At 52.5% G+C, this 20115-nt stretch carries 19 protein-coding genes; 2 read left to right on the forward strand and 17 right to left on the reverse strand.

Annotated elements, in window-relative coordinates; translation table 11 throughout:
- Nucleotides 1-26: 26 nt before the first annotated feature.
- Nucleotides 27-845 carry a shikimate 5-dehydrogenase gene (locus J4617_RS22140; RefSeq protein ID WP_000166709.1) on the reverse strand — a complete coding sequence of 273 codons (819 nt, stop codon included), beginning with the start codon at nucleotides 843-845 and terminating at the stop codon, nucleotides 27-29.
- A gap of 94 nt (nucleotides 846-939) precedes the next feature.
- Between J4617_RS22140 and J4617_RS22145 the strand changes: the two genes are divergently transcribed.
- The gene (locus J4617_RS22145) at nucleotides 940-2697 is read left to right on the forward strand and encodes an SgrR family transcriptional regulator (protein ID WP_000213165.1); all 1758 of its coding nucleotides are present in this window, start codon (nucleotides 940-942) and stop codon (nucleotides 2695-2697) included.
- A gap of 150 nt (nucleotides 2698-2847) precedes the next feature.
- Here the strand turns inward: J4617_RS22145 and glmS are convergent, their stop codons facing one another.
- The 16 genes from glmS to asnC all read right to left on the reverse strand — a co-directional run bounded on the left by glmS (nucleotide 2848) and on the right by asnC (nucleotide 18970).
- Nucleotides 2848-4677, reverse strand: coding sequence for a glutamine--fructose-6-phosphate transaminase (isomerizing) (gene glmS / locus J4617_RS22150; RefSeq protein ID WP_000334056.1), 1830 nt, complete (start codon nucleotides 4675-4677; stop codon nucleotides 2848-2850).
- A gap of 188 nt (nucleotides 4678-4865) precedes the next feature.
- Nucleotides 4866-6236 (reverse strand): bifunctional UDP-N-acetylglucosamine diphosphorylase/glucosamine-1-phosphate N-acetyltransferase GlmU, encoded by a 1371-nt coding sequence (glmU, locus tag J4617_RS22155; protein WP_000934854.1) that lies wholly within the window; start codon nucleotides 6234-6236, stop codon nucleotides 4866-4868.
- Nucleotides 6237-6555: 319 nt separating this feature from the next.
- Nucleotides 6556-7254 carry a Bax inhibitor-1 family protein gene (locus J4617_RS22160; protein ID WP_000009904.1) on the reverse strand — a complete coding sequence of 233 codons (699 nt, stop codon included), beginning with the start codon at nucleotides 7252-7254 and terminating at the stop codon, nucleotides 6556-6558.
- 229 nt (nucleotides 7255-7483) lie between these two features.
- Complete coding sequence (locus tag J4617_RS22165; RefSeq protein ID WP_001251971.1) at nucleotides 7484-7903, reverse strand: F0F1 ATP synthase subunit epsilon; 420 nt, start codon at nucleotides 7901-7903, stop codon at nucleotides 7484-7486.
- Nucleotides 7904-7923: 20 nt separating this feature from the next.
- Nucleotides 7924-9306, reverse strand: a complete 1383-nt coding sequence (gene atpD / locus J4617_RS22170; RefSeq protein WP_000190499.1) for a F0F1 ATP synthase subunit beta — start codon at nucleotides 9304-9306, stop codon at nucleotides 7924-7926.
- 26 nt (nucleotides 9307-9332) lie between these two features.
- The gene (gene atpG, locus J4617_RS22175) at nucleotides 9333-10196 is read right to left on the reverse strand and encodes a F0F1 ATP synthase subunit gamma (RefSeq protein ID WP_000896506.1); all 864 of its coding nucleotides are present in this window, start codon (nucleotides 10194-10196) and stop codon (nucleotides 9333-9335) included.
- A 50-nt stretch (nucleotides 10197-10246) separates the two neighbouring features.
- Nucleotides 10247-11788, reverse strand: coding sequence for a F0F1 ATP synthase subunit alpha (gene atpA / locus J4617_RS22180; RefSeq protein ID WP_001176751.1), 1542 nt, complete (start codon nucleotides 11786-11788; stop codon nucleotides 10247-10249).
- 12 nt (nucleotides 11789-11800) lie between these two features.
- A complete protein-coding gene (gene atpH / locus J4617_RS22185; RefSeq protein ID WP_001288957.1) occupies nucleotides 11801-12334 on the reverse strand; it encodes a F0F1 ATP synthase subunit delta in 534 nt (177 codons plus the stop codon).
- A 14-nt stretch (nucleotides 12335-12348) separates the two neighbouring features.
- Entirely contained in the window at nucleotides 12349-12819 is a 471-nt protein-coding gene (atpF, locus tag J4617_RS22190) for a F0F1 ATP synthase subunit B (protein ID WP_001052212.1), read from the reverse strand.
- A gap of 59 nt (nucleotides 12820-12878) precedes the next feature.
- Nucleotides 12879-13118 (reverse strand): F0F1 ATP synthase subunit C, encoded by a 240-nt coding sequence (atpE, locus tag J4617_RS22195; RefSeq protein WP_000429386.1) that lies wholly within the window; start codon nucleotides 13116-13118, stop codon nucleotides 12879-12881.
- Nucleotides 13119-13164: 46 nt separating this feature from the next.
- Nucleotides 13165-13980, reverse strand: coding sequence for a F0F1 ATP synthase subunit A (gene atpB, locus J4617_RS22200; protein ID WP_000135632.1), 816 nt, complete (start codon nucleotides 13978-13980; stop codon nucleotides 13165-13167).
- 8 nt (nucleotides 13981-13988) lie between these two features.
- Nucleotides 13989-14369: a F0F1 ATP synthase subunit I gene (gene atpI, locus J4617_RS22205; RefSeq protein WP_000116685.1), complete on the reverse strand. Its 381-nt coding sequence runs from the start codon at nucleotides 14367-14369 to the stop codon at nucleotides 13989-13991.
- Nucleotides 14370-14984: 615 nt separating this feature from the next.
- On the reverse strand, nucleotides 14985-15608 hold the full coding sequence (gene rsmG, locus J4617_RS22210; protein WP_001528235.1) for a 16S rRNA (guanine(527)-N(7))-methyltransferase RsmG: 624 nt from the start codon (nucleotides 15606-15608) through the stop codon (nucleotides 14985-14987).
- A 102-nt stretch (nucleotides 15609-15710) separates the two neighbouring features.
- Nucleotides 15711-17600, reverse strand: a complete 1890-nt coding sequence (mnmG, locus tag J4617_RS22215) for a tRNA uridine-5-carboxymethylaminomethyl(34) synthesis enzyme MnmG (RefSeq protein ID WP_000499872.1) — start codon at nucleotides 17598-17600, stop codon at nucleotides 15711-15713.
- A 378-nt stretch (nucleotides 17601-17978) separates the two neighbouring features.
- A complete protein-coding gene (gene mioC / locus J4617_RS22220; RefSeq protein WP_000763722.1) occupies nucleotides 17979-18422 on the reverse strand; it encodes an FMN-binding protein MioC in 444 nt (147 codons plus the stop codon).
- 89 nt (nucleotides 18423-18511) lie between these two features.
- A complete protein-coding gene (gene asnC / locus J4617_RS22225; RefSeq protein ID WP_000433018.1) occupies nucleotides 18512-18970 on the reverse strand; it encodes a transcriptional regulator AsnC in 459 nt (152 codons plus the stop codon).
- 150 nt (nucleotides 18971-19120) lie between these two features.
- Between asnC and asnA the strand changes: the two genes are divergently transcribed.
- Nucleotides 19121-20113 carry an aspartate--ammonia ligase gene (asnA, locus tag J4617_RS22230; RefSeq protein WP_000845123.1) on the forward strand — a complete coding sequence of 331 codons (993 nt, stop codon included), beginning with the start codon at nucleotides 19121-19123 and terminating at the stop codon, nucleotides 20111-20113.
- Nucleotides 20114-20115: the final 2 nt, after the last annotated feature.

Consider the following 20115-nt stretch of genomic DNA (forward strand, 5'->3'; position numbering starts at 1 on the left):
ATTTAAAGAAAAAGCGGGAAAAAATGTTACAGGCGTGACCAGGCCGCTGCTTTCTGGAACAGCGCGTCATCCGGGCGAATCCCGGTATAAAGGACAAATTGCTCCACGGCCTGAATAGCAAACACTTCGGAACCGGTAATCACGGTTTTACCGCGTTCACGGGCGTAGCGGATCAGCGGTGTGACGGGCGGTAGCGCCACCACATCAAAGATAACGCTCGCCTTATCCACTTCCTGTTCGGAATAAGAGAGTTTGTCGGCATCATTACCGCCAGCCATTCCGATAGGCGTGGCGTTAATTAACAAATCGGCTTCAATACCGTCGGTATCCGGGCGCCATTCATAGCCATAGAGTTCGGCCAGTTGTTTACCTGACGCTTCATCAATCGCAACAATATAACCACGGGTAAACCCTGCATCCTTCAGCGCGCAGGCTACCGCCTTTGCCATACCACCGCTGCCACGCAAAGCAAACACCAGGTCGGGAGAGACCTTGTAATTCGCCAGCAAGCGAGCTATTGCAATGTAATCAGTGTTGTACGCCTTCAGATGGCCATTGGTATTCACAATGGTATTAACTGAGTGAATGGCCTGAGCAGAAGCATCCAGTTCATCCACCAGCGGAATGCAGGCTTCCTTAAATGGCATAGAGATCGCGCACCCGCGGATCCCCAGACCACGCACGCCGCTAATGGCCTGCGTAAGATCGGTCGGCGAAAAGGCTTTGTAGAGATAATTGAGATCCAGCGCTTCGTACAGATAGTTGTGAAAGCGTGTACCGAAGTTACTTGGGCGTGCCGCCAGGGACATGCAGACCTGAGTATCTTTATTAATGCGCTTTGTCATGATGAATCCTCATAGAAGTTGCGATAGAGAAAATCATCGGCTAAAAAGGGGATATTAAAAATTGCTCATTCCCGTTCGGGAAATTTCACCTTTTATGACAACCCGGCACACTGAACAAAAATACTTAAAGCTACTCCAGCACTATGGCGACAAGCCTGTTAGCGTGACGCTACAGGAGCTGGCGGATGTGTTGTTCTGCACCCGGCGACATATGCGTAATCTGTTGCTTCAGATGCAGGAGGCAAAGTGGCTCATCTGGCAATCACAGGCCGGACGTGGGCATCGCGCCCGGCTTCACCTGCGCTATAAACCAGAACAGCTGTTAAGCGAAAAGGCGGAGCAGTTACTGGAGTCTGGTCATATTGATCAGGCCATTCAGCTGCTGGGTAAAAATAAGCACCAGGTGGCGCAACTGCTGCGTTCAAAGCTGGGCTATAGCGTGCGGGCAGACTATCAGCGGCTGTGCATCCCCTATTACCGGACAATGCCGTCACTGTGCCCCGGCATACCGTTGCGTCGCTCTGAGCAGCATCTGGTCAGGCAGATTTTTAGCGGCCTGACGCGCATAAATGAGGAAAAAGGTGAAGTCGAAGCCGATCTTGCCCACCACTGGCGGCAGATTGATCCACTGCGCTGGCGTTTTTATCTGCGCCCCGCCGTCCTCTGGCATGATGGTCAGGAGCTGACGATCGACGCGGTTATCGCTTCACTGACCCGCAGCGCTAAGCTGCCGTTGTTCTCGCACTTGCAGACCATTCAGGCCACCGGGCCGCTGAGCCTTGAAATTACGCTGGCGCACCCGGATAACCGACTGCCTCTGCTGCTCAGCCATATTGATGCCATGATCCTACCGCCTGACCATACACAACGCGCTGATTTCCCGGCACATCCTGTGGGGACTGGCCCTTATGAGGTGGTGGAAAACAATGGCTTTCATCTGCAAATGAAGGCCTTTGACCACTATTTCGGTTTGCGCGGGCTGCTGGATGAAGTGGAGGTCTTTATCTGGCCGAATTTAACGGAGACAGACAACCTGGCGGAATCGCTGTCGGATAACGACACGGCAGCCTGGCTCAGTTCCAGCCTGAGCGATGAGGATTACGTTTCCGGACGGCTTAGCCAGGTATCAGGCAAACCTTCTGACAACCTGCGCGAGATGTTTCTTGAGCGTGGAGGCTATTTTTTATTATGCGACAGCCGCTCCCCGCACTGGCATACCGCCGAACATCGCCGCTGGCTGCGGGAAACTCTCAGCCCTTACGCCTTACTCCAGCATCTGAGTGAGGCAATTCGCCCCTTCTGGGTACCGGGCGGCAGCCTGCTGTCCTCCTGGTTTCATACTATTGAGGCGGGCCCGGCCTGTTCACCTTTTATCTCGTCGTCGCCCTACGCAAAACTGCGTCTGGCCTATCACGATCAGCACCCTGAATTTCCGATGCTCCTGGATATCATGCAAGAGATCATGCGCCAGCAGGGCATTTTACTTGAGGGCGTGGAGCTGAATTATGATGACTGGGCGAATGGCAAAGCCAATGTGGATCTCTGGCTGGGGACGGTCAATTTCCCCATTCCCGAAGAGTGGAACGTCGGTACATGGCTGCTGGGCTCCCCTTTACTGCGCCACGCCATCAGCGGTGGGGATGATGCGCTGCTGGCCCAATGGGAAACCCAGTGGCATGCCGAAACCATCAGCGCGGAACAACTGGTCAGGGAAACCACCCGTTCAGGCTGGCTACAGCCGCTTTTTCACCACTGGATGCGACTCAAAGGCCCCGACCGGGCCAGGGGGATCCACCTGAATAACCTGGGATGGTTTGATTTCCGATCCACCTGGATTGAGCCAGGGCCTTAAAGAAGAGAATGTGACCGGGTACCCGTAGCGCAGGCAGGCGTAGCACCTCTTAGTCGCTCTTCAGCCACCATAGAGAAAGAACAGCGCCTGTCACGGCGCACAAAAAAAGGCCGTCTATCGACGGCCTTCTGCCTAGTGCAACATTTGTACTTACTCTACCGTCACCGATTTCGCCAGGTTACGCGGCTGGTCAACGTCGGTGCCTTTAATCAGCGCCACGTGATACGCCAGCAGTTGCAGCGGAACGGTGTAGAAGATAGGCGCAATGACCTCTTCCACATGCGGCATCTCGATGATGTGCATGTTGTCGTTGCTGACGAAACCCGCATCCTGATCGGCGAAGACGTACAACTGACCGCCACGTGCGCGAACTTCTTCGATGTTGGATTTCAGTTTCTCCAGCAGTTCGTTGTTCGGCGCCACCACAATCACCGGCATATCGGCGTCAATCAGCGCCAACGGCCCGTGTTTCAGCTCGCCTGCAGCATAGGCTTCCGCGTGAATGTAAGAGATCTCTTTCAGCTTCAGCGCGCCTTCGAGTGCAATCGGATATTGATCGCCACGCCCCAGGAACAGCGCATGGTGTTTGTCAGAGAAATCTTCCGCCAGGGCTTCGATACGTTTGTCCTGCGACAGCATCTGCTCAATACGGCTCGGCAGCGCCTGTAGGCCATGAACGATATCATGCTCAATGGACGTATCCAGACCTTTCAGACGCGCCAGTTTCGCCACCAGCATCAACAGCACGGTTAACTGGGTGGTGAAGGCTTTGGTAGATGCTACGCCAATTTCCGTACCCGCGTTGGTCATCAGCGCCAGATCGGATTCACGCACCAGCGAAGAGCCCGGCACGTTACAAATTGCCAGAGAGCCCAAATATCCCAGCTCTTTCGACAGACGCAGGCCAGCCAGGGTATCTGCGGTTTCGCCAGACTGTGACAGGGTGATCATCAGGCTGTTACGGCGCACGGCAGATTTGCGATAACGGAATTCAGAGGCGATTTCAACGTCGCACGGAATACCTGCCAGCGATTCAAACCAGTAACGGGAAACCATACCGGAGTTGTAAGACGTACCGCAGGCGAGGATCTGAATATGCTCAACCTTCGACAACAGATCATCGGCGTTCGGTCCCAGCTCGCTTAAATCCACCTGACCGTGGCTGATGCGCCCGGTAAGGGTGTTTTTGATCGCGTTCGGCTGTTCGTAGATCTCTTTCTGCATGTAGTGGCGGTAAATACCTTTATCGCCCGCGTCATATTGCAGATTGGATTCGATATCCTGACGTTTTACTTCCGCGCCGGTGTTATCGAAGATATTTACCGAACGGCGAGTGATTTCAGCGATATCGCCCTCTTCAAGGAAGATAAAGCGACGAGTCACTGGCAACAGCGCCAGCTGGTCAGAAGCGATAAAGTTTTCGCCCATACCCAGGCCAATCACCAGCGGGCTACCAGAACGTGCCGCCAGTAGGGTATCCGGGTGACGGGTATCCATGATCACTGTACCGTACGCACCACGCAGTTGCGGGATAGCACGCAGAACAGCCTCACGCAGAGTACCGCCCTGTTTCAGTTCCCAGTTTACCAGGTGTGCAATCACTTCGGTGTCGGTTTCAGAAACGAAGGTATAGCCACGCGCTTTTAACGCTTCACGCAGCGGTTCATGGTTTTCGATGATGCCGTTATGCACCACCACAATGTGTTCAGAAACATGCGGATGCGCGTTAGCTTCTGAAGGTTCACCGTGCGTCGCCCAGCGAGTGTGAGCAATACCAGTGCCGCCATGCAGAGGATGTTCTTCCGCTGCCTGAGCCAGCATCTGGACTTTACCGAGGCGACGCAGGCGGGTCATATGACCTTCTGCATCCACCACGGCCAGACCGGCAGAGTCATATCCGCGGTATTCCAGACGACGTAAACCTTCGAGAAGGATTTCAGCTACATCACGCTGCGCGATAGCGCCAACAATTCCACACATAGTTTTATTTCCTGATTATGGCATTACGCCATGCGTTGTCGCTGACCTGTATGCCCGTCGTTGCGGGCGCCCCGAGCCTTGTAGAGAGTGGGGTTATTTTTATAAGTACTGCTCATGGAGCGGAGGATTATTTTATCCTCTCATCTCCGGTCTGCCGGATGGCGCTGACGCTTATCCGGCTTACAAAATCACTTTTTCTTCACCGGACGCTGCCAGCCTTGCTTATGCACCTGCGGCACGCGGCTTAATACCAGTTCATTGTCAGCTACGTTACGGGTGACGGTAGTCCCTGCGGCGATGGTGGCCCCTTTACCAACAGTAACCGGCGCCACCAGTTGGGTATCGGAGCCGACAAACACATCGTCGCCAATAACCGTTTTGAATTTGTTCGCGCCATCATAGTTACAGGTGATGGTCCCCGCGCCGATATTCACGTTGTCGCCAATTTCCGCATCGCCCAGGTAGGTCAGATGGCCGGCTTTAGAACCTTTACCGAGACGCGCTTTTTTCATTTCAACGAAATTGCCGACGTGAGCGCCCGCTAACAGCTCCGCGCCGGGACGCAGGCGAGCAAACGGACCGATGGTGCAGGCCGCTTCCAGATGCGCATCTTCCACCACGCTGTATGGGCTAATTTCGCAGTCATCGCCAATAACGCTGTTTTTAATAATGCAGCCCGCGCCGATCTTCACGCGGTGACCGAGCGTTACATAACCTTCGATGATAACGTTAGCGTCAATTTCCACATCCATTCCACAATGAAGGGTGCCGCGAAGATCAAAACGTGCCGGATCGCGCAACATAACACCGGATAACAGCAGTTTCTCCGCCTGTTCGGCCTGGTAAATACGCTCCAGACGAGAAAGCTGTAGACGGTTATTCACGCCGTCCGTTTCGCTGATGCGAGCCGGATGCACCGCGGCGATTTCTCGTCCTTCCTGATAAGCCAGCGCAATGATATCAGTGATGTAATATTCACCCTGCGCATTATTGTTAGTCAGCTTAGACAACCAACGTTTCATGTCCGCGCCGTTGGCGATCAGAATACCGGTGTTAATTTCCTGAATCTGACGCTGTTCATCAGTGGCGTCTTTATGTTCAACGATGCCGGTCACTTTACCGTTTTCACGCGTAATACGGCCATAGCCGCTCGGATCGTCCAGCTTCACGGTTAATAACCCAATACCACCCTGCGGTTTGGCATCGCGCAGGCGCTGTAAGGTTTCAACCGAAATCAGCGGCACGTCGCCGTAAAGCATTAAAATATCTTCATCGTCACTAAAGAAGGGCGCGGCCTGCTGCATTGCGTGACCTGTACCCAACTGTTCCGCCTGAAGCACCCAGTTCAGCTTGTCATCTTTCAGGGTCTGTTTTAACAACTCGCCACCGTGGCCATAGACCAGATGAACCTGTGCGGCCCCTAATTTAGTAGCTGCATCAATGACATGCTGCACCATGGGTTTACCCGCCAGCGTGTGCAGCACTTTAGGAATATCGGAATACATGCGCGTGCCTTTACCTGCGGCAAGGATCACTACGCTCATAGCACTATTTAACATACGCGTCCTGACTGTAATTTGAGAACGAATTTATACTGTTTCACGTTGAAAATACTACATTTTTTTCATCGTAAAATGGAAGAAGGATAAAACGCTCACCGGGATAAAATCCCCGCCTGCTAATGAATCATTTTCGTTCATTACCGCGCCTCTTGTCTCCTGAAAAGTAAAAACACCCGCGTATTGGCAACGTAGTCCGATGTTTTTGCTGTTTTTTTACTCCATAAATAAAGAAGATAACGTAATAAAGCGCAGGGGAGTCAGAAAAGCAAAAACCAGCGACAGAGGCCGCTGGTTTTCCGTTGCGCGTATTTTTTACTTAATTACGCGACATAAAAATCCGCAAAATATACCAGAACATGGTCGCGATAGAAGCAAACAGATGTAATGCCGCGCCAGCAGGGCGATCGGTAGGGTAATGGTGAATAATGTTAGAAGTATCGTAAAGTATAAACCCGGCGCACAGCAGTACCATCAGCGCAGAAAACCAGACGCCCAGCGAGAAGCCGCAGATGACGCTGGCAATAATCGCGCCAAAAGCAATGAACCCAGCCATAGTCAGAAACGAGCGCAGAAAAGAAAAGTCTTTTTTTATAGAAAAAGCGGTAAACGTCAGGCCGCCGACCAGCAACAGAGTCGTTATTGCCGCCGCGCCAATACTCGACGGGTTAATATACGCCGCCACCGTTAACAGGGGGGCAAAAATCAGGGATTCTGCCAACACATAAATCCCCAGCCCGATAAGTTGCGTTTGATTATTCCCCGCATTATCCGCCAGACGGGTCGCCAGCATTCCCACCAGCATAAAAGCGCCGAGAACAACCAACCAGCTATATCTTCCACCAGCCAGCAGCACATCAAGCGCATACTCCCCGACCCCTATAAAACTCCACGCCGCGCTCAATACGATAAAACCGACGATGGCGACGGCGAGATGAAGATAAGCACGACGAATAAAGGTAGTACGATCAATCCTTGAGTCGGGTTGTGGACCCGCAAAGGATGGCTGAAATGACATAGTAATAATCCCTCATTTTATGCAATAAAAACGCATCCATTCCTCCCTTCTTCGCACAATGTGCAGATGCCAATGACAGAAAGAAGGATTTAATGAAAACAGCGCTGTCGCTGAAAACGCGTCGCCTTCAGCCGCTTGTTTTTGTCGTTGCTAGTTTATCGAATAAAAATTGAGAGGATAAAAAAAAACCAGTCCGCAATCAGACTGGTTTTATGCTTTCAAGCCGGTGTTACATCGCTTTTTTGGTCAACTCGATAACGCGCAGTTTAGCGATCGCTTTGGCCAGTTCCGCAGACGCCTGAGCGTAATCCACGTCACCGTGCGAGCTCTTAATGTGCTCTTCGGCTTTACGCTTCGCTTCCAGGGCTCGCGCTTCGTCGAGATCCTGACCGCGAATCGCGGTATCCGCCAGAACGGTCACGCTGCCAGGCTGCACTTCCAGAATGCCGCCGGACAGATAGATAAACTCTTCATGACCGTGCTGCTTAACGATGCGAATCATACCAGGCTTAATGGCGGTGAGTAGCGGCGCGTGCCCCGGGTAAATCCCCAGTTCGCCTTCGCTACCCGTAACCTGGATTTTCTCGACCAGACCGGAGAACATTTGTTGCTCCGCGCTGACGACATCCAGGTGGTAAGTCATTGCCATATCACCCTCCGATTAAGGCGTTAAAGTTTTTTGGCTTTTTCCACGGCTTCGTCGATGGAACCGACCATGTAGAACGCCTGCTCCGGCAGGTGATCGTATTCGCCTTCCATGATGCCTTTAAAGCCACGGATGGTGTCTTTCAGGGAGACGTATTTGCCCGGAGAACCGGTAAATACTTCCGCCACGAAGAACGGCTGGGACAGGAAGCGCTGAATTTTACGCGCGCGAGCTACCACCAGTTTATCTTCTTCAGACAGTTCATCCATACCGAGGATGGCGATGATGTCTTTCAGTTCCTGATAACGCTGCAGGATGGACTGAACGCCACGCGCGGTGTCGTAGTGTTCCTGACCAACAACCAGCGGATCCAGCTGACGGCTGGTGGAGTCCAGCGGGTCAACGGCCGGGTAGATACCCAGGGATGCGATCTGACGGCTCAGTACCACGGTTGCATCTAAGTGCGCAAAGGTGGTGGCTGGAGACGGGTCAGTCAAGTCATCCGCCGGTACGTATACCGCCTGTACGGAGGTGATAGAACCGGTTTTGGTGGAGGTGATACGTTCCTGCAGAACGCCCATCTCTTCCGCCAGAGTCGGCTGGTAACCTACTGCGGAAGGCATACGGCCCAGCAGTGCGGATACTTCCGTACCGGCCAGGGTGTAACGATAGATGTTATCGACGAACAGCAGTACGTCACGACCTTCGTCACGGAATTTCTCCGCCATGGTCAGACCGGTCAATGCAACGCGCAGACGGTTTCCCGGCGGCTCGTTCATCTGGCCATACACCAGGGATACTTTATCGATAACGTTGGAGTCGGTCATTTCGTGGTAGAAGTCGTTACCCTCACGAGTACGTTCACCTACGCCCGCAAACACAGAGTAACCGGAGTGCTCGATCGCGATGTTACGGATAAGCTCCATCATGTTTACGGTTTTACCCACACCCGCACCACCGAACAGACCGACTTTACCGCCCTTCGCGAACGGACACATCAGGTCGATAACTTTGATACCGGTTTCCAGCAGTTCCTGAGAGTTTGACAACTCTTCGTAGGAAGGCGCTGCGCGGTGAATCGCCCAACGCTCTTCTTCGCCGATCTCGCCTTTCATGTCGACCGGTTCGCCCAGGACGTTCATGATACGACCCAGCGTGGCTTTACCTACCGGGACTTCGATCGGGTGTTCGAGATCTTTTACATCCAGACCGCGACGCAGACCGTCAGAAGACCCCATCGCGATGGTACGCACAATACCGCCGCCAAGCTGCTGCTGAACTTCCAGCACCAGCTTCTCATTACCATTCTGCACCTCAAGGGCATCGTACACGCGTGGTACGGCATCCTGAGGGAACTCGACGTCGACCACGGCGCCGATTACCTGGACAATCTTTCCAGTAGCCATCTTAAATCCTCTACGAAATAACCTGGTTAAACCGCGGCGGCCCCCGAGACGATCTCGGTGAGTTCCTGAGTAATGCTGGCCTGACGAGCTTTGTTGTATACCAACTGCAGCTCTTTAATCAGGCTGCCGCCATTATCGGTTGCGGCTTTCATCGCCACCATTCGTGCGGCCTGCTCGCTGGCCAGGTTTTCTACCACGCCCTGATAAACCTGAGACTCCACATAACGACGCAGGAGAGTATCCAGCAGCGCTTTCGGGTCTGGTTCATATAGGTAATCCCAGGCTTTACGCTTCAGATCATCATCTTCTGACGCCGGCAGCGGCAGCAGTTGAGTGATCGTCGGCACCTGAGACATGGTGTTAATAAATTTGTTGCTGACAATGTAAAGCTTGTCCAGACGGCCTTCGTCGTAGGCCTGCAACATCACTTTAACCGGACCGATCAGTTCGGACAGAGAAGGGTTATCCCCCATACCTGTCACCTGAGCGACAACGTTGCCGCCTACGGAATTAAAGAATGACACGCCCTTAGAGCCGATCATTGCGAGTTCGCACTGAACGCCTTTATCGGACCATGCCTTCATATCCGCCAGCAGCTTTTTGAACAGGTTAATGTTCAAGCCACCGCACAAACCACGGTCGGTCGACACTACCAGGTAGCCCACGCGTTTAACGTCGCGCTCTTCCAGGTAGGGGTGCTTATATTCCAGATTACCGTTCGCAAGGTGACCAATCACTTTGCGCATGGTCTCTGCATAAGGACGGCTGGCCGCCATGCGATCCTGCGATTTACGCATTTTGGAAGCGGCGACCATCTCCATCGCTTTAGTGATCTTTTGCGTGTTCTGGACGCTTGCGATCTTACTACGTATCTCTTTTGCGCCGGCCATGAGCTTCTCCTCAATGCCTTACGGCCTGCCCTAAGGCAAGCCGCCAGACGTTACCAGGACTGGGTTGCTTTGAAGGAATCGAGGATGCCTTTCAGCTTGCCTTCGATTTCGTCGTTATAGCCACCGGACTGGTTGATCTCTTGCATCAGCGGAGCGTGATCACGGTCGACGTAAGCCAGCAGTGCGGCTTCGAAGCTACCGATTTTCGCCAGTTCGACATCCGCCAGATAACCACGTTCTGCTGCGAACAGAACCAGAGACTGCTGCGCGACGGACATCGGCGCATACTGTTTCTGTTTCAGCAGTTCGGTCACTTTCTGACCGTGGTCAAGCTGTTTACGGGTGGCATCGTCAAGGTCGGATGCAAACTGAGAGAACGCCGCCAGTTCACGATACTGCGCCAGCGCGGTACGAATACCACCGGACAGTTTTTTCATGATCTTGGTCTGGGCTGCGCCACCTACACGGGATACCGAGATACCCGGGTTAACCGCAGGACGGATACCGGCGTTAAACAGGTTAGATTCCAGGAAGATCTGACCATCGGTAATGGAAATTACGTTGGTCGGAACGAACGCGGAAACGTCGCCTGCCTGCGTTTCGATAATCGGCAGCGCGGTCAGTGAACCGGTTTTCCCTTTCACTTCACCTTTAGTGAAGGCTTCGACGTAGTCGGCGTTAACACGCGCAGCACGCTCCAGCAGACGAGAGTGGAGGTAGAATACGTCGCCCGGGAATGCTTCACGTCCTGGCGGACGACGGAGCAGCAGGGAGATCTGACGGTAAGCAACAGCCTGTTTAGACAGGTCATCGTAAATGATCAGCGCATCTTCGCCGCGGTCACGGAAGTATTCGCCCATTGCGCAACCGGCATACGGCGCCAGATATTGCAGCGCAGCGGATTCGGACGCGGTCGCCACCACAACAATGGTGTTAGCCAGCGCGCCGTGCTCTTCCAGTTTACGCACCACGTTAGAGATGGTGGACGCTTTCTGGCCGATAGCGACATAGATACATTTGATGCCGGAGTCGCGCTGGTTGATGATGGCGTCGATAGCCAGCGCGGTTTTACCGGTCTGACGGTCACCGATGATCAGTTCACGCTGACCACGACCGATTGGGATCATGGAGTCAACGGCTTTATAGCCGGTCTGCACCGGCTGATCGACAGACTGACGATCGATAACGCCCGGCGCAATCGCTTCAACGGCAGAGAAGCCGTCATTATCAACCGGACCTTTACCGTCGATTGGCGCACCCAGGGTGTTTACCACACGTCCCAGCAGGCCGCGGCCAACCGGAACTTCCAGGATACGACCCGTACATTTAACCTTCATGCCTTCGGCAAGGTCAGCGTATGGACCCATGACTACCGCACCCACGGAGTCGCGCTCCAGGTTCAGTGCGATAGCGTAACGGTTACCCGGCAGGGAGATCATTTCACCCTGCATACAATCGGCCAGGCCGTGAATGCGGATAACACCGTCACTGACAGAAACAATAGTACCTTCGTTGTGAGCTTCGCTCACCACATTGAACTGAGCAATGCGCTGCTTGATCAGTTCGCTGATTTCGGTGGAATTCAGTTGCATGCTCCAGTCCCCTTAAGACTGCAAGACGTCTGCAAGGCGCTCAAGACGGCCGCGTACGCTGCCATCAATGACCATATCACCCGCCCGGATGATAACGCCTGCCATTACAGACTTATCGATTTTGCAATTCAGCTTCACTTTGCGTGACAGACGTTTTTCCATCGCGGCGCTGATTTTCGAAAGCTGCTCTTCACTCAATGCGGTTGCCGACGTAACTTCTACCTCGGAGGTAGCTTCACTGGCGGCACGCAGATGAATAAACTGCTCCAGAACATCCGGGAGCGCGTTCAGACGATTATTTTCAGCCATCACCCGAATCAGGTTCTGACCGTTTTCGTCTAACTGCTCACCGCAGACTGCGATAAACGACTCAGCGAGCGTTTCCGGCGCCAGCGCGCCAGAGAGAAGCTCTGCCATTTGTTCGTTCTTGGTTACCTCGGCGGCAAACGCCAGCATATCCTGCCAGCGCTCTACACTTTGGTGTTCAACGGCAAAGTCAAAAGCTGCTTTGGCGTAGGGGCGAGCTACCGTAACAAATTCAGACATCAGCCCCTCCCTCCTTACAGTTCAGCGACAAGTTTATCCACGATGTCGCTGTTAGCAGCTTCATCCACGGAACGTTCGATGATCTTCTCGGCGCCAGCAACAGCCAGGATAGCAACTTGCTTACGCAGCTCTTCACGGGCGCGTTTACGCTCGGCTTCAATTTCCGCCTGCGCCTGCGCCACGATTTTAGTACGTTCCTGCTCTGCTTCAGTTTTGGCTTCGTCCAGGATCTGAGCGCGGCGTTTGTTTGCCTGCTCGATGATTACCTGAGCTTCCGCTTTCGCTTTTTTCAGCTGGTCGGTCGCGCTGGCCTTTGCAAGGTCAAGATCCTTATGTGCTCGTTCAGCAGAAGCGAGACCGTCAGCAATTTCTTTCTGACGTTTCTCGATGGCTGCCATTAACGGCGGCCATACGTACTTCATGCAAAACCAGACAAAGAGAATAAACGCGATGGCCTGGCCGAGGATTGTTGCGTTAAGATTCACAGCACAATGCCTCTATCTAGTTAACCTTCTGATATTGCTCTTAATTCAAGCAACGCTTACTACGCGACAGCGAACATCACGTACAGACCCAGACCTACAGCGATCATCGGGATAGCATCCACCAGACCCATAACGATAAAGAACTGAGTACGCAGCAGAGGAATCAGATCAGGTTGACGCGCCGCGCCTTCCAGGAATTTACCCCCGAGGATGCCGATACCGATCGCAGCACCGATTGCCGCCAGACCCATCATCACAGCGGCAGCCATGTACAGCAGATCCATATTCAGGTTTTCCATGACAGTCTCCAGTTTGTTTCAGTTAAAACGTAGTAGTGTTGGTAAATTAATGCTCTTCGGACGCCATCGACAGATAGACAATCGTCAGAACCATGAAAATGAAGGCTTGCAGCGTAATAATCAGGATGTGGAAAATGGCCCACGGCACATTCAGAATCCACTGTGACCACCACGGCAACAGACCAGCAATCAGAATGAAAATCAGCTCACCGGCATACATGTTGCCGAACAGTCGCAGACCGAGAGAAACCGGTTTGGACAGCAGACTTACCCCTTCAAGGATTAAGTTGACAGGAATGAACGCCCAGTGATTGAACGGCTGCAGCGTCAACTCTTTTGCGAAGCCGCCGATGCCTTTCATTTTGATGCTGTAGAACAGAATAAGGATGAATACGCCCAGCGCCATCGACAGGGTGATGTTGACGTCAGCAGACGGCACCACGCGCGTTGCCGGCAGACCCAGCCAATGCTCAGCGATATACGGCAGCAGGTCGATAGGCAGTAAGTCCATCAGGTTCATAAGGAATACCCAGACGAAAATCGTCAGGGCCAGCGGCGCAATCAGCTTGCTTTTGCCATGGTACATGTCTTTGACGCTGCCATGCACAAAGCCGACTATCAGCTCAATCGCGGTCTGAAACTTGCCTGGCACGCCGCTGGTCGCTTTTTTAGCAACGCTACGGAACATCACCAGAAACAACAGACCCAGCACCACCGAGAAGAACATGGAGTCAATATTGAGCGTCCAGAAGGTGGCTGGGGGGTTCTGCGGATCCACCAGCGAGAAAGTACGCAGGTCCAGCTGAAGGTTATTCAGATGGTGTCCTATGTATTCCTGCGGCGTCATATTTTCTGAAGCCATGATGCCTTTTACCCTTTGTTGTTAATTACAGCCGGCGCCAGTATCTGAACCACCAGCACCAAAACCCACGTAACGATCAGCGGCAAAAACACCGCCTTTAAAACCGCCAACGCCACCACCAGTAAAACCAGCATCGCTAACACCTTGAAGGCTTCACCGAAGGCGAAAGTCCAGGACACGCGGCCCTTAGCAGGTGTATGCGCCTGGTGACGCCAGGCAAATATCATAAACAACATATTAGGCAGTGCCACTGCCAATCCCCCACATACTGCGGAGATGCCCCAGAAGGGGTCTTTGAGGCAAAACAGCAATCCACTTGCTATTACCGCCAGAAACTGAATGAACAGAAGCTTACGAGCAACGTTTCGACTCACGAGCGACACAGACATCACGTTTTTACTCCTGCTCACTTCGAGGTATGCCGCGTGTCGTATAAAACGTTCTTTAAGACTTAGAGTCAAGCATCAAAAAGCGGTCAAATTATACGGTGCGCCCCCGTGATTTCAAACAATAAGTAGCCAAAAGGTGAATAAATGTTTAAATATTTTTCTCTGGCCCGCATTTTTAACTTTTAGCCAAAGTGTGAACGATCGTACAAAACTGCAAATAGCGCGAAAACACTGGCGATAAAGCGTGCACCAGATCACACATTAAACATATTCATGCTTACGCAATTCATTTACGTGTCAATTCATGCCTTTTCATCTTTTTGATATTTAAGCGTAAAACCTGGTACTGTTTTAAAAATACCAGCTTACACCTTAAAAACGCCCCATTGACATTTATAATAAAAATTTAACAAGCAAAAGTGATTTTTCGATTCGATTTTTAGCAGACTGATATTTACAAAGTTGATTACTCTCTGTTTTAACAAAAGAAGCGACGTTGTCATGTTGAAACGAAACCGTAAATCCAGAGTTAAATGTAACAACGCTGAAATGCGTTATACCTGTCGATTTTTAACACAAGCCGCGTCGTTTTTTTTCTATTTTTTTTGATAAAAATTAAACTTTGTTTGACTTAATAATCACCAGATGCCGCTCGCCTTCCAGTTGCGGAACGCGTAATTTTTCAACAGATTCGACGCTAAAATCGTCAGGTAGTGAGGCAATTTCATCCCCTGGCAATTGCCCTTTTAAGGCATAAAAACGCCCTTTCTCTCCCGGCAGATGGTGACACCAGCTCACCATATCATTCAACGATGCGAAAGCGCGGCTGATAACGCCATCAAACGGCGGTTCGGAGGGATAGGCTTCAACGCGGCTTTGAACCGGCGTGATGTTTTCCAGTTTCAGTTCGTGCTGGACCTGACGCAGAAAACGTACCCGCTTGCCCAGGCTGTCGAGTAAGGTGAAATGCGCGTCAGGGAGAACAATAGCCAGCGGGATGCCCGGCAGCCCCGGTCCTGTTCCTACGTCGATAAAACGCTGTCCCTGAAGATACGGCGCAACGACTATGCTGTCGAGAATATGGCGTACCAACATTTCGTTGGGATCCCGCACTGACGTCAGGTTGTATGCTTTGTTCCATTTGTGCAGCATATCAACGTAGGCGACCAGCAGCGTTTTCTGGTGATCGGTAAGAGAAATACCGGCATCAGCCAGCAGACGAGAGAGTTTGTTGAGCACGGTCATTACCTGTTAATAATCAAATGCCCGATGCGCTTTCGCTTATCGGGCCTACAAATTTGTAGGGCGGGCAAGCGAAGCGCCCCCGCCAAATTAGTGTTATCAAGCGCTACGACGCAGCATACCTTGTTTTTTCAGCCATACCAGCAGAATGGAGATTGCCGCTGGCGTAACGCCGGAGATACGCGATGCCTGGCCGATAGACGCCGGTTTATGATCGTTCAGCTTGGCGATAACTTCGTTCGACAGACCGGAAACCTGACGATAATCCAGCGTGGCAGGTAGCAACGTATTCTCGTTACGTAGTTGTTTTTCAATCTCATCCTGCTGGCGAGCGATATAGCCTTCGTATTTGACCTGGATTTCCACCTGCTCAGCGGCTTGCTCATCTTCAAGCGCAGGCGCGAATGCGGCAAGCGAAGTGAGCTGCGCGTAGGTCATTTCCGGACGACGCAACAGATCTTCGCCGCTGGCCTCACGGGAGAGAGGCGTGGTCAAATGCGCATTCACTTCATCGGCGGATTCCGCAGACGGCGTTACCCATGTCGATTTCAGCCGCTGACGTTCGCGTTCGATATTTTCCAGCTTCTCGTTGAAGCGCGCCCAGCGTTCATCATCCACCAGACCCAGCTCGCGGCCCATTTCGGTCAGACGCAGATCGGCGTTGTCCTCACGCAGCATCAGGCGATATTCGGCGCGGGAGGTAAACATGCGATACGGCTCTTTGGTGCCCAGCGTACAGAGATCGTCCACCAGCACGCCGAGATAAGCCTGAGAACGCGCAGGCGCCCAGCCCTCTTTGTCGGCGGAAAGACGCGCGGCATTCAGACCAGCGAGCAAGCCCTGCGCCGCAGCCTCTTCATAGCCGGTAGTACCGTTGATTTGACCAGCAAAGAACAGGCCGTGAATAAATTTACTTTCCAGAGTCGGTTTCAGATCGCGCGGGTCGAAGAAATCGTACTCAATCGCGTAACCAGGGCGAACGATCTTCGCGTTCTCCATACCCTGCATGGAACGGACAATCTGCATCTGCACGTCAAACGGCAGGCTGGTGGAGATACCGTTAGGGTAAATCTCGTTAGAGGTCAGTCCTTCCGGCTCAAGGAAGATCTGATGCTGGTTACGATCGGCAAAACGCATCACCTTGTCTTCGATCGAAGGACAGTAGCGTGGGCCGATCCCTTCGATCACGCCAGCGTACATTGGGCTACGATCGAGGTTATTACGAATCACGTCATGGGTTTTCTCATTGGTATGCGTGATGTAACACGGCACCTGTTGCGGATGCTGAGAAGCATTCCCCATAAACGAGAAAACCGGCATCGGGTTATCGCCATGCTGTTGAGCCAACACGCTGAAATCGATAGTACGCGCATCAATACGCGGCGGTGTGCCGGTTTTCAGGCGGCTGACGCGTAGCGGAAGCTCACGCAGACGGCGAGACAGCGGGATGGATGGCGGATCGCCAGCACGACCGCCGCTGTAGTTATCCAGACCAATATGAATTTTGCCATCCAGGAAGGTTCCGACGGTCAGTACCACCGCTTTCGCGCGGAATTTGAGCCCCATTTGGGTCACGGCGCCGACAACGCGATCGTTTTCGACAATCAGATCTTCAACAGCTTGCTGGAAGATCATCAGATTCGGCTGATTCTCCAGCGCGGTACGCACCGCCTGGCGGTATAAGACTCGATCCGCCTGAGCCCGGGTAGCGCGAACGGCCGGACCTTTGCTGGCGTTTAGTATCCTAAACTGAATACCTGCCTGATCGATCGCTTTCGCCATCAGACCGCCGAGCGCATCCACCTCTTTTACCAGATGTCCCTTTCCAATACCGCCGATCGCCGGGTTGCAGCTCATCTGTCCCAACGTGTCAATATTGTGTGTCAAAAGCAGAGTCTGTTGACCCATACGCGCTGCGGCCATCGCGGCCTCAGTGCCTGCATGACCCCCGCCAATAATAATGACGTCAAAAGGATCCTGATAAAACATGGTAATTGCCTCGCATAACGCGGTGTGAAAATGGATTGAAGCCCGGGCGGTGGATTCTACTCAACTTTAGCCGATGGAGAAAGCCCCGGGATCCGGGCTATTAAAAAGAAGATCTTTTTATTTAGAGATCTGTTCTATTGTGATCTCTTATTAGGATCGCGCCAGGCTGTGGATAACCCGGATCCTGTAATAAAGATCAATGCGTTGGAAAGGATCACTAGCTGTGAATGATCGGTGATCGTGGCCAGTATAAGCTGGGATCAAAACGGGTACTTATACACAACTCAAAAAGTGAACAACGGTTATTCTTTGGATAACTACCGGTTGATCCAAGCTTTCCACCAGATTTATCCACAATGGATCGCACGATCTTTACACTTATTTGAGTAAATTAATCCAGGATCCGAGCCAAATCTCCGCTGGATCTTCCGGAATCTCATGTTCAAGGATGTTGATCTTCAGTGTTTCCCCAACCTGTTTTGCGCCAGCGCCTTTCAGTTCCGCTTCTATTTTCTCAATCGCGCCGCAAAACGTGTCGTATTCTCGACTGCCAATGCCAATTGCGCCGAAACGTACCGCGGAAAGATCGGGTTTCTGCGTCTGAAGGTCTTCATAGAAAGGAGTCAGGTTGTCCGGAATGTCTCCGGCGCCGTGCGTTGAGCTGATTATCAGCCAGATCCCGGAAGTTGACAGATCCTCTAATAACGGACCGTGCACCGTTTCGGTTGAAAAACCGGCAGCTTCCAGCTTTTCCGCCAGATGTTCCGCGACGTATTCGGCGCCGCCCAGGGTGCTGCCGCTGATAAGAGTAATGTCTGCCATTGATCGCTCGCTCAGGTAAAGAGGCTGCATTGTACTCTGTGAACGAGCTGGGATCTACCTGTGGAAAAATGTGGGATTAAAAAAGCCGATCATGGCTTGATGGTGCGCATGATCGGGTTCTGCAAGACGATCAGTGTCTCAGTGGACTGAATTTCATCAATTGTTTGGATCTTGTTGATAAGTACGTGCTGAAGCGCGTCGATTGATTTGCACATCACTTTTATAAAGATGCTGTAGTGACCGGTGGTGTAATACGCTTCCGTCACCTCATCCAGGCTTTCCAGCCGGGCCAGTGCGGAGGGATAGTCTTTGGCGCTTTTGAGGATGATGCCAATAAAGCAGCCCACATCGTAGCCCAGTTGTTTAGGGCTGACGTCAATCCGTGCGCCCGTAATGATCCCGGCCTGCTTCATTTTCTCGACGCGAACGTGAATGGTTCCAGGGCTAACGCCAAATTGTTTGGCCAGTTCGGCGTAGGCGGTGCGGGCATTTCCCATTAAGGCGTCAAGTATGCCGCGGTCCAGATTGTCGATCTGATAATTTTCCATCGCTTTTTCTTATGCAGATTAATGATTATCTCTATTTTAGCCATTATTTTTAACGAATCAAAACCGAAGTTAGCTTTTTATCTGTTGATTATTGAATAGTGCTCTCGTTTTGTTGCTTAATCATAGGCAACAGGACGCAGGAGTAAAAAAATGAAAACCGCTTACATTGCCAAACAACGTCAAATTAGCTTCGTGAAATCACATTTCTCTCGCCAGCTGGAGGAGCGTCTGGGTCTGATTGAGGTCCAGGCGCCGATCCTGAGTCGCGTAGGGGATGGTACGCAGGATAATTTGTCCGGCTGTGAAAAAGCGGTGCAGGTAAAAGTGAAAGCGTTGCCTGACGCCCAGTTCGAAGTGGTGCATTCACTGGCGAAGTGGAAACGTCAAACCCTGGGGCAACATGACTTCAGCGCGGGCGAAGGGCTGTACACGCACATGAAAGCCCTTCGCCCCGATGAAGACCGACTCTCTCCGCTCCACTCGGTCTATGTGGATCAGTGGGACTGGGAGCGTGTCATGGGCGATGGCGAGCGCCAATTTTCCACCCTGAAAAGCACAGTAGAGGCTATATGGGCTGGAATTAAGGCGACGGAAGCAGAAGTGCATAAACAGTTTGGTCTGGCGCCGTTCCTGCCAGAGCAAATTCAGTTTGTTCACAGCCAGGAGCTGTTGTCTCGCTATCCGGATCTGGATGCGAAAGGGCGCGAACGCGCGATCGCCAAAGAACTTGGCGCCGTTTTTCTGGTGGGGATCGGCGGTAAACTGAGCGATGGCCACCGCCATGATGTACGCGCGCCGGATTATGATGACTGGAGCTCCGCATCTGAGCTGGGCTACGCCGGTCTGAACGGCGATATCCTGGTGTGGAACCCGGTGCTGGAAGATGCGTTTGAGCTTTCCTCTATGGGTATTCGCGTAGATGCCGATACGCTGATGCGCCAGCTGGCGTTGACCGGTGATGAAGATCGTCTGCAACTGGAGTGGCATCAGGCGCTGCTGCGCGGCGAAATGCCGCAGACCATCGGCGGCGGGATTGGGCAGTCGCGTCTGACGATGTTGCTGCTGCAATTGCCGCATATTGGTCAGGTACAGTGCGGCGTATGGCCCGCGCAGGTTCGCGAAAGCATTCCTGCTATTTTATAAGC

The sequence above is a fragment of the Salmonella sp. 32010601201800023SM genome (assembly GCF_017572235.1).
GTDB lineage: Bacteria > Pseudomonadota > Gammaproteobacteria > Enterobacterales > Enterobacteriaceae > Salmonella > Salmonella enterica.

Coding starts and splice junctions, on each gene's coding strand:
- J4617_RS22140 (WP_000166709.1), bottom strand. CDS start 845: ATGACAAAGCGCATTAATAAAGATACTCAGGTCTGCATGTCCCTGGCG.
- J4617_RS22145 (WP_000213165.1), top strand. CDS start 940: ATGACAACCCGGCACACTGAACAAAAATACTTAAAGCTACTCCAGCAC.
- glmS (WP_000334056.1), bottom strand. CDS start 4,677: ATGTGTGGAATTGTTGGCGCTATCGCGCAGCGTGATGTAGCTGAAATC.
- glmU (WP_000934854.1), bottom strand. CDS start 6,236: ATGTTAAATAGTGCTATGAGCGTAGTGATCCTTGCCGCAGGTAAAGGC.
- J4617_RS22160 (WP_000009904.1), bottom strand. CDS start 7,254: ATGTCATTTCAGCCATCCTTTGCGGGTCCACAACCCGACTCAAGGATT.
- J4617_RS22165 (WP_001251971.1), bottom strand. CDS start 7,903: ATGGCAATGACTTACCACCTGGATGTCGTCAGCGCGGAGCAACAAATG.
- atpD (WP_000190499.1), bottom strand. CDS start 9,306: ATGGCTACTGGAAAGATTGTCCAGGTAATCGGCGCCGTGGTCGACGTC.
- atpG (WP_000896506.1), bottom strand. CDS start 10,196: ATGGCCGGCGCAAAAGAGATACGTAGTAAGATCGCAAGCGTCCAGAAC.
- atpA (WP_001176751.1), bottom strand. CDS start 11,788: ATGCAACTGAATTCCACCGAAATCAGCGAACTGATCAAGCAGCGCATT.
- atpH (WP_001288957.1), bottom strand. CDS start 12,334: ATGTCTGAATTTGTTACGGTAGCTCGCCCCTACGCCAAAGCAGCTTTT.
- atpE (WP_000429386.1), bottom strand. CDS start 13,118: ATGGAAAACCTGAATATGGATCTGCTGTACATGGCTGCCGCTGTGATG.
- atpB (WP_000135632.1), bottom strand. CDS start 13,980: ATGGCTTCAGAAAATATGACGCCGCAGGAATACATAGGACACCATCTG.
- atpI (WP_000116685.1), bottom strand. CDS start 14,369: ATGTCTGTGTCGCTCGTGAGTCGAAACGTTGCTCGTAAGCTTCTGTTC.
- mnmG (WP_000499872.1), bottom strand. CDS start 17,600: ATGTTTTATCAGGATCCTTTTGACGTCATTATTATTGGCGGGGGTCAT.
- mioC (WP_000763722.1), bottom strand. CDS start 18,422: ATGGCAGACATTACTCTTATCAGCGGCAGCACCCTGGGCGGCGCCGAA.
- asnC (WP_000433018.1), bottom strand. CDS start 18,970: ATGGAAAATTATCAGATCGACAATCTGGACCGCGGCATACTTGACGCC.
- asnA (WP_000845123.1), top strand. CDS start 19,121: ATGAAAACCGCTTACATTGCCAAACAACGTCAAATTAGCTTCGTGAAA.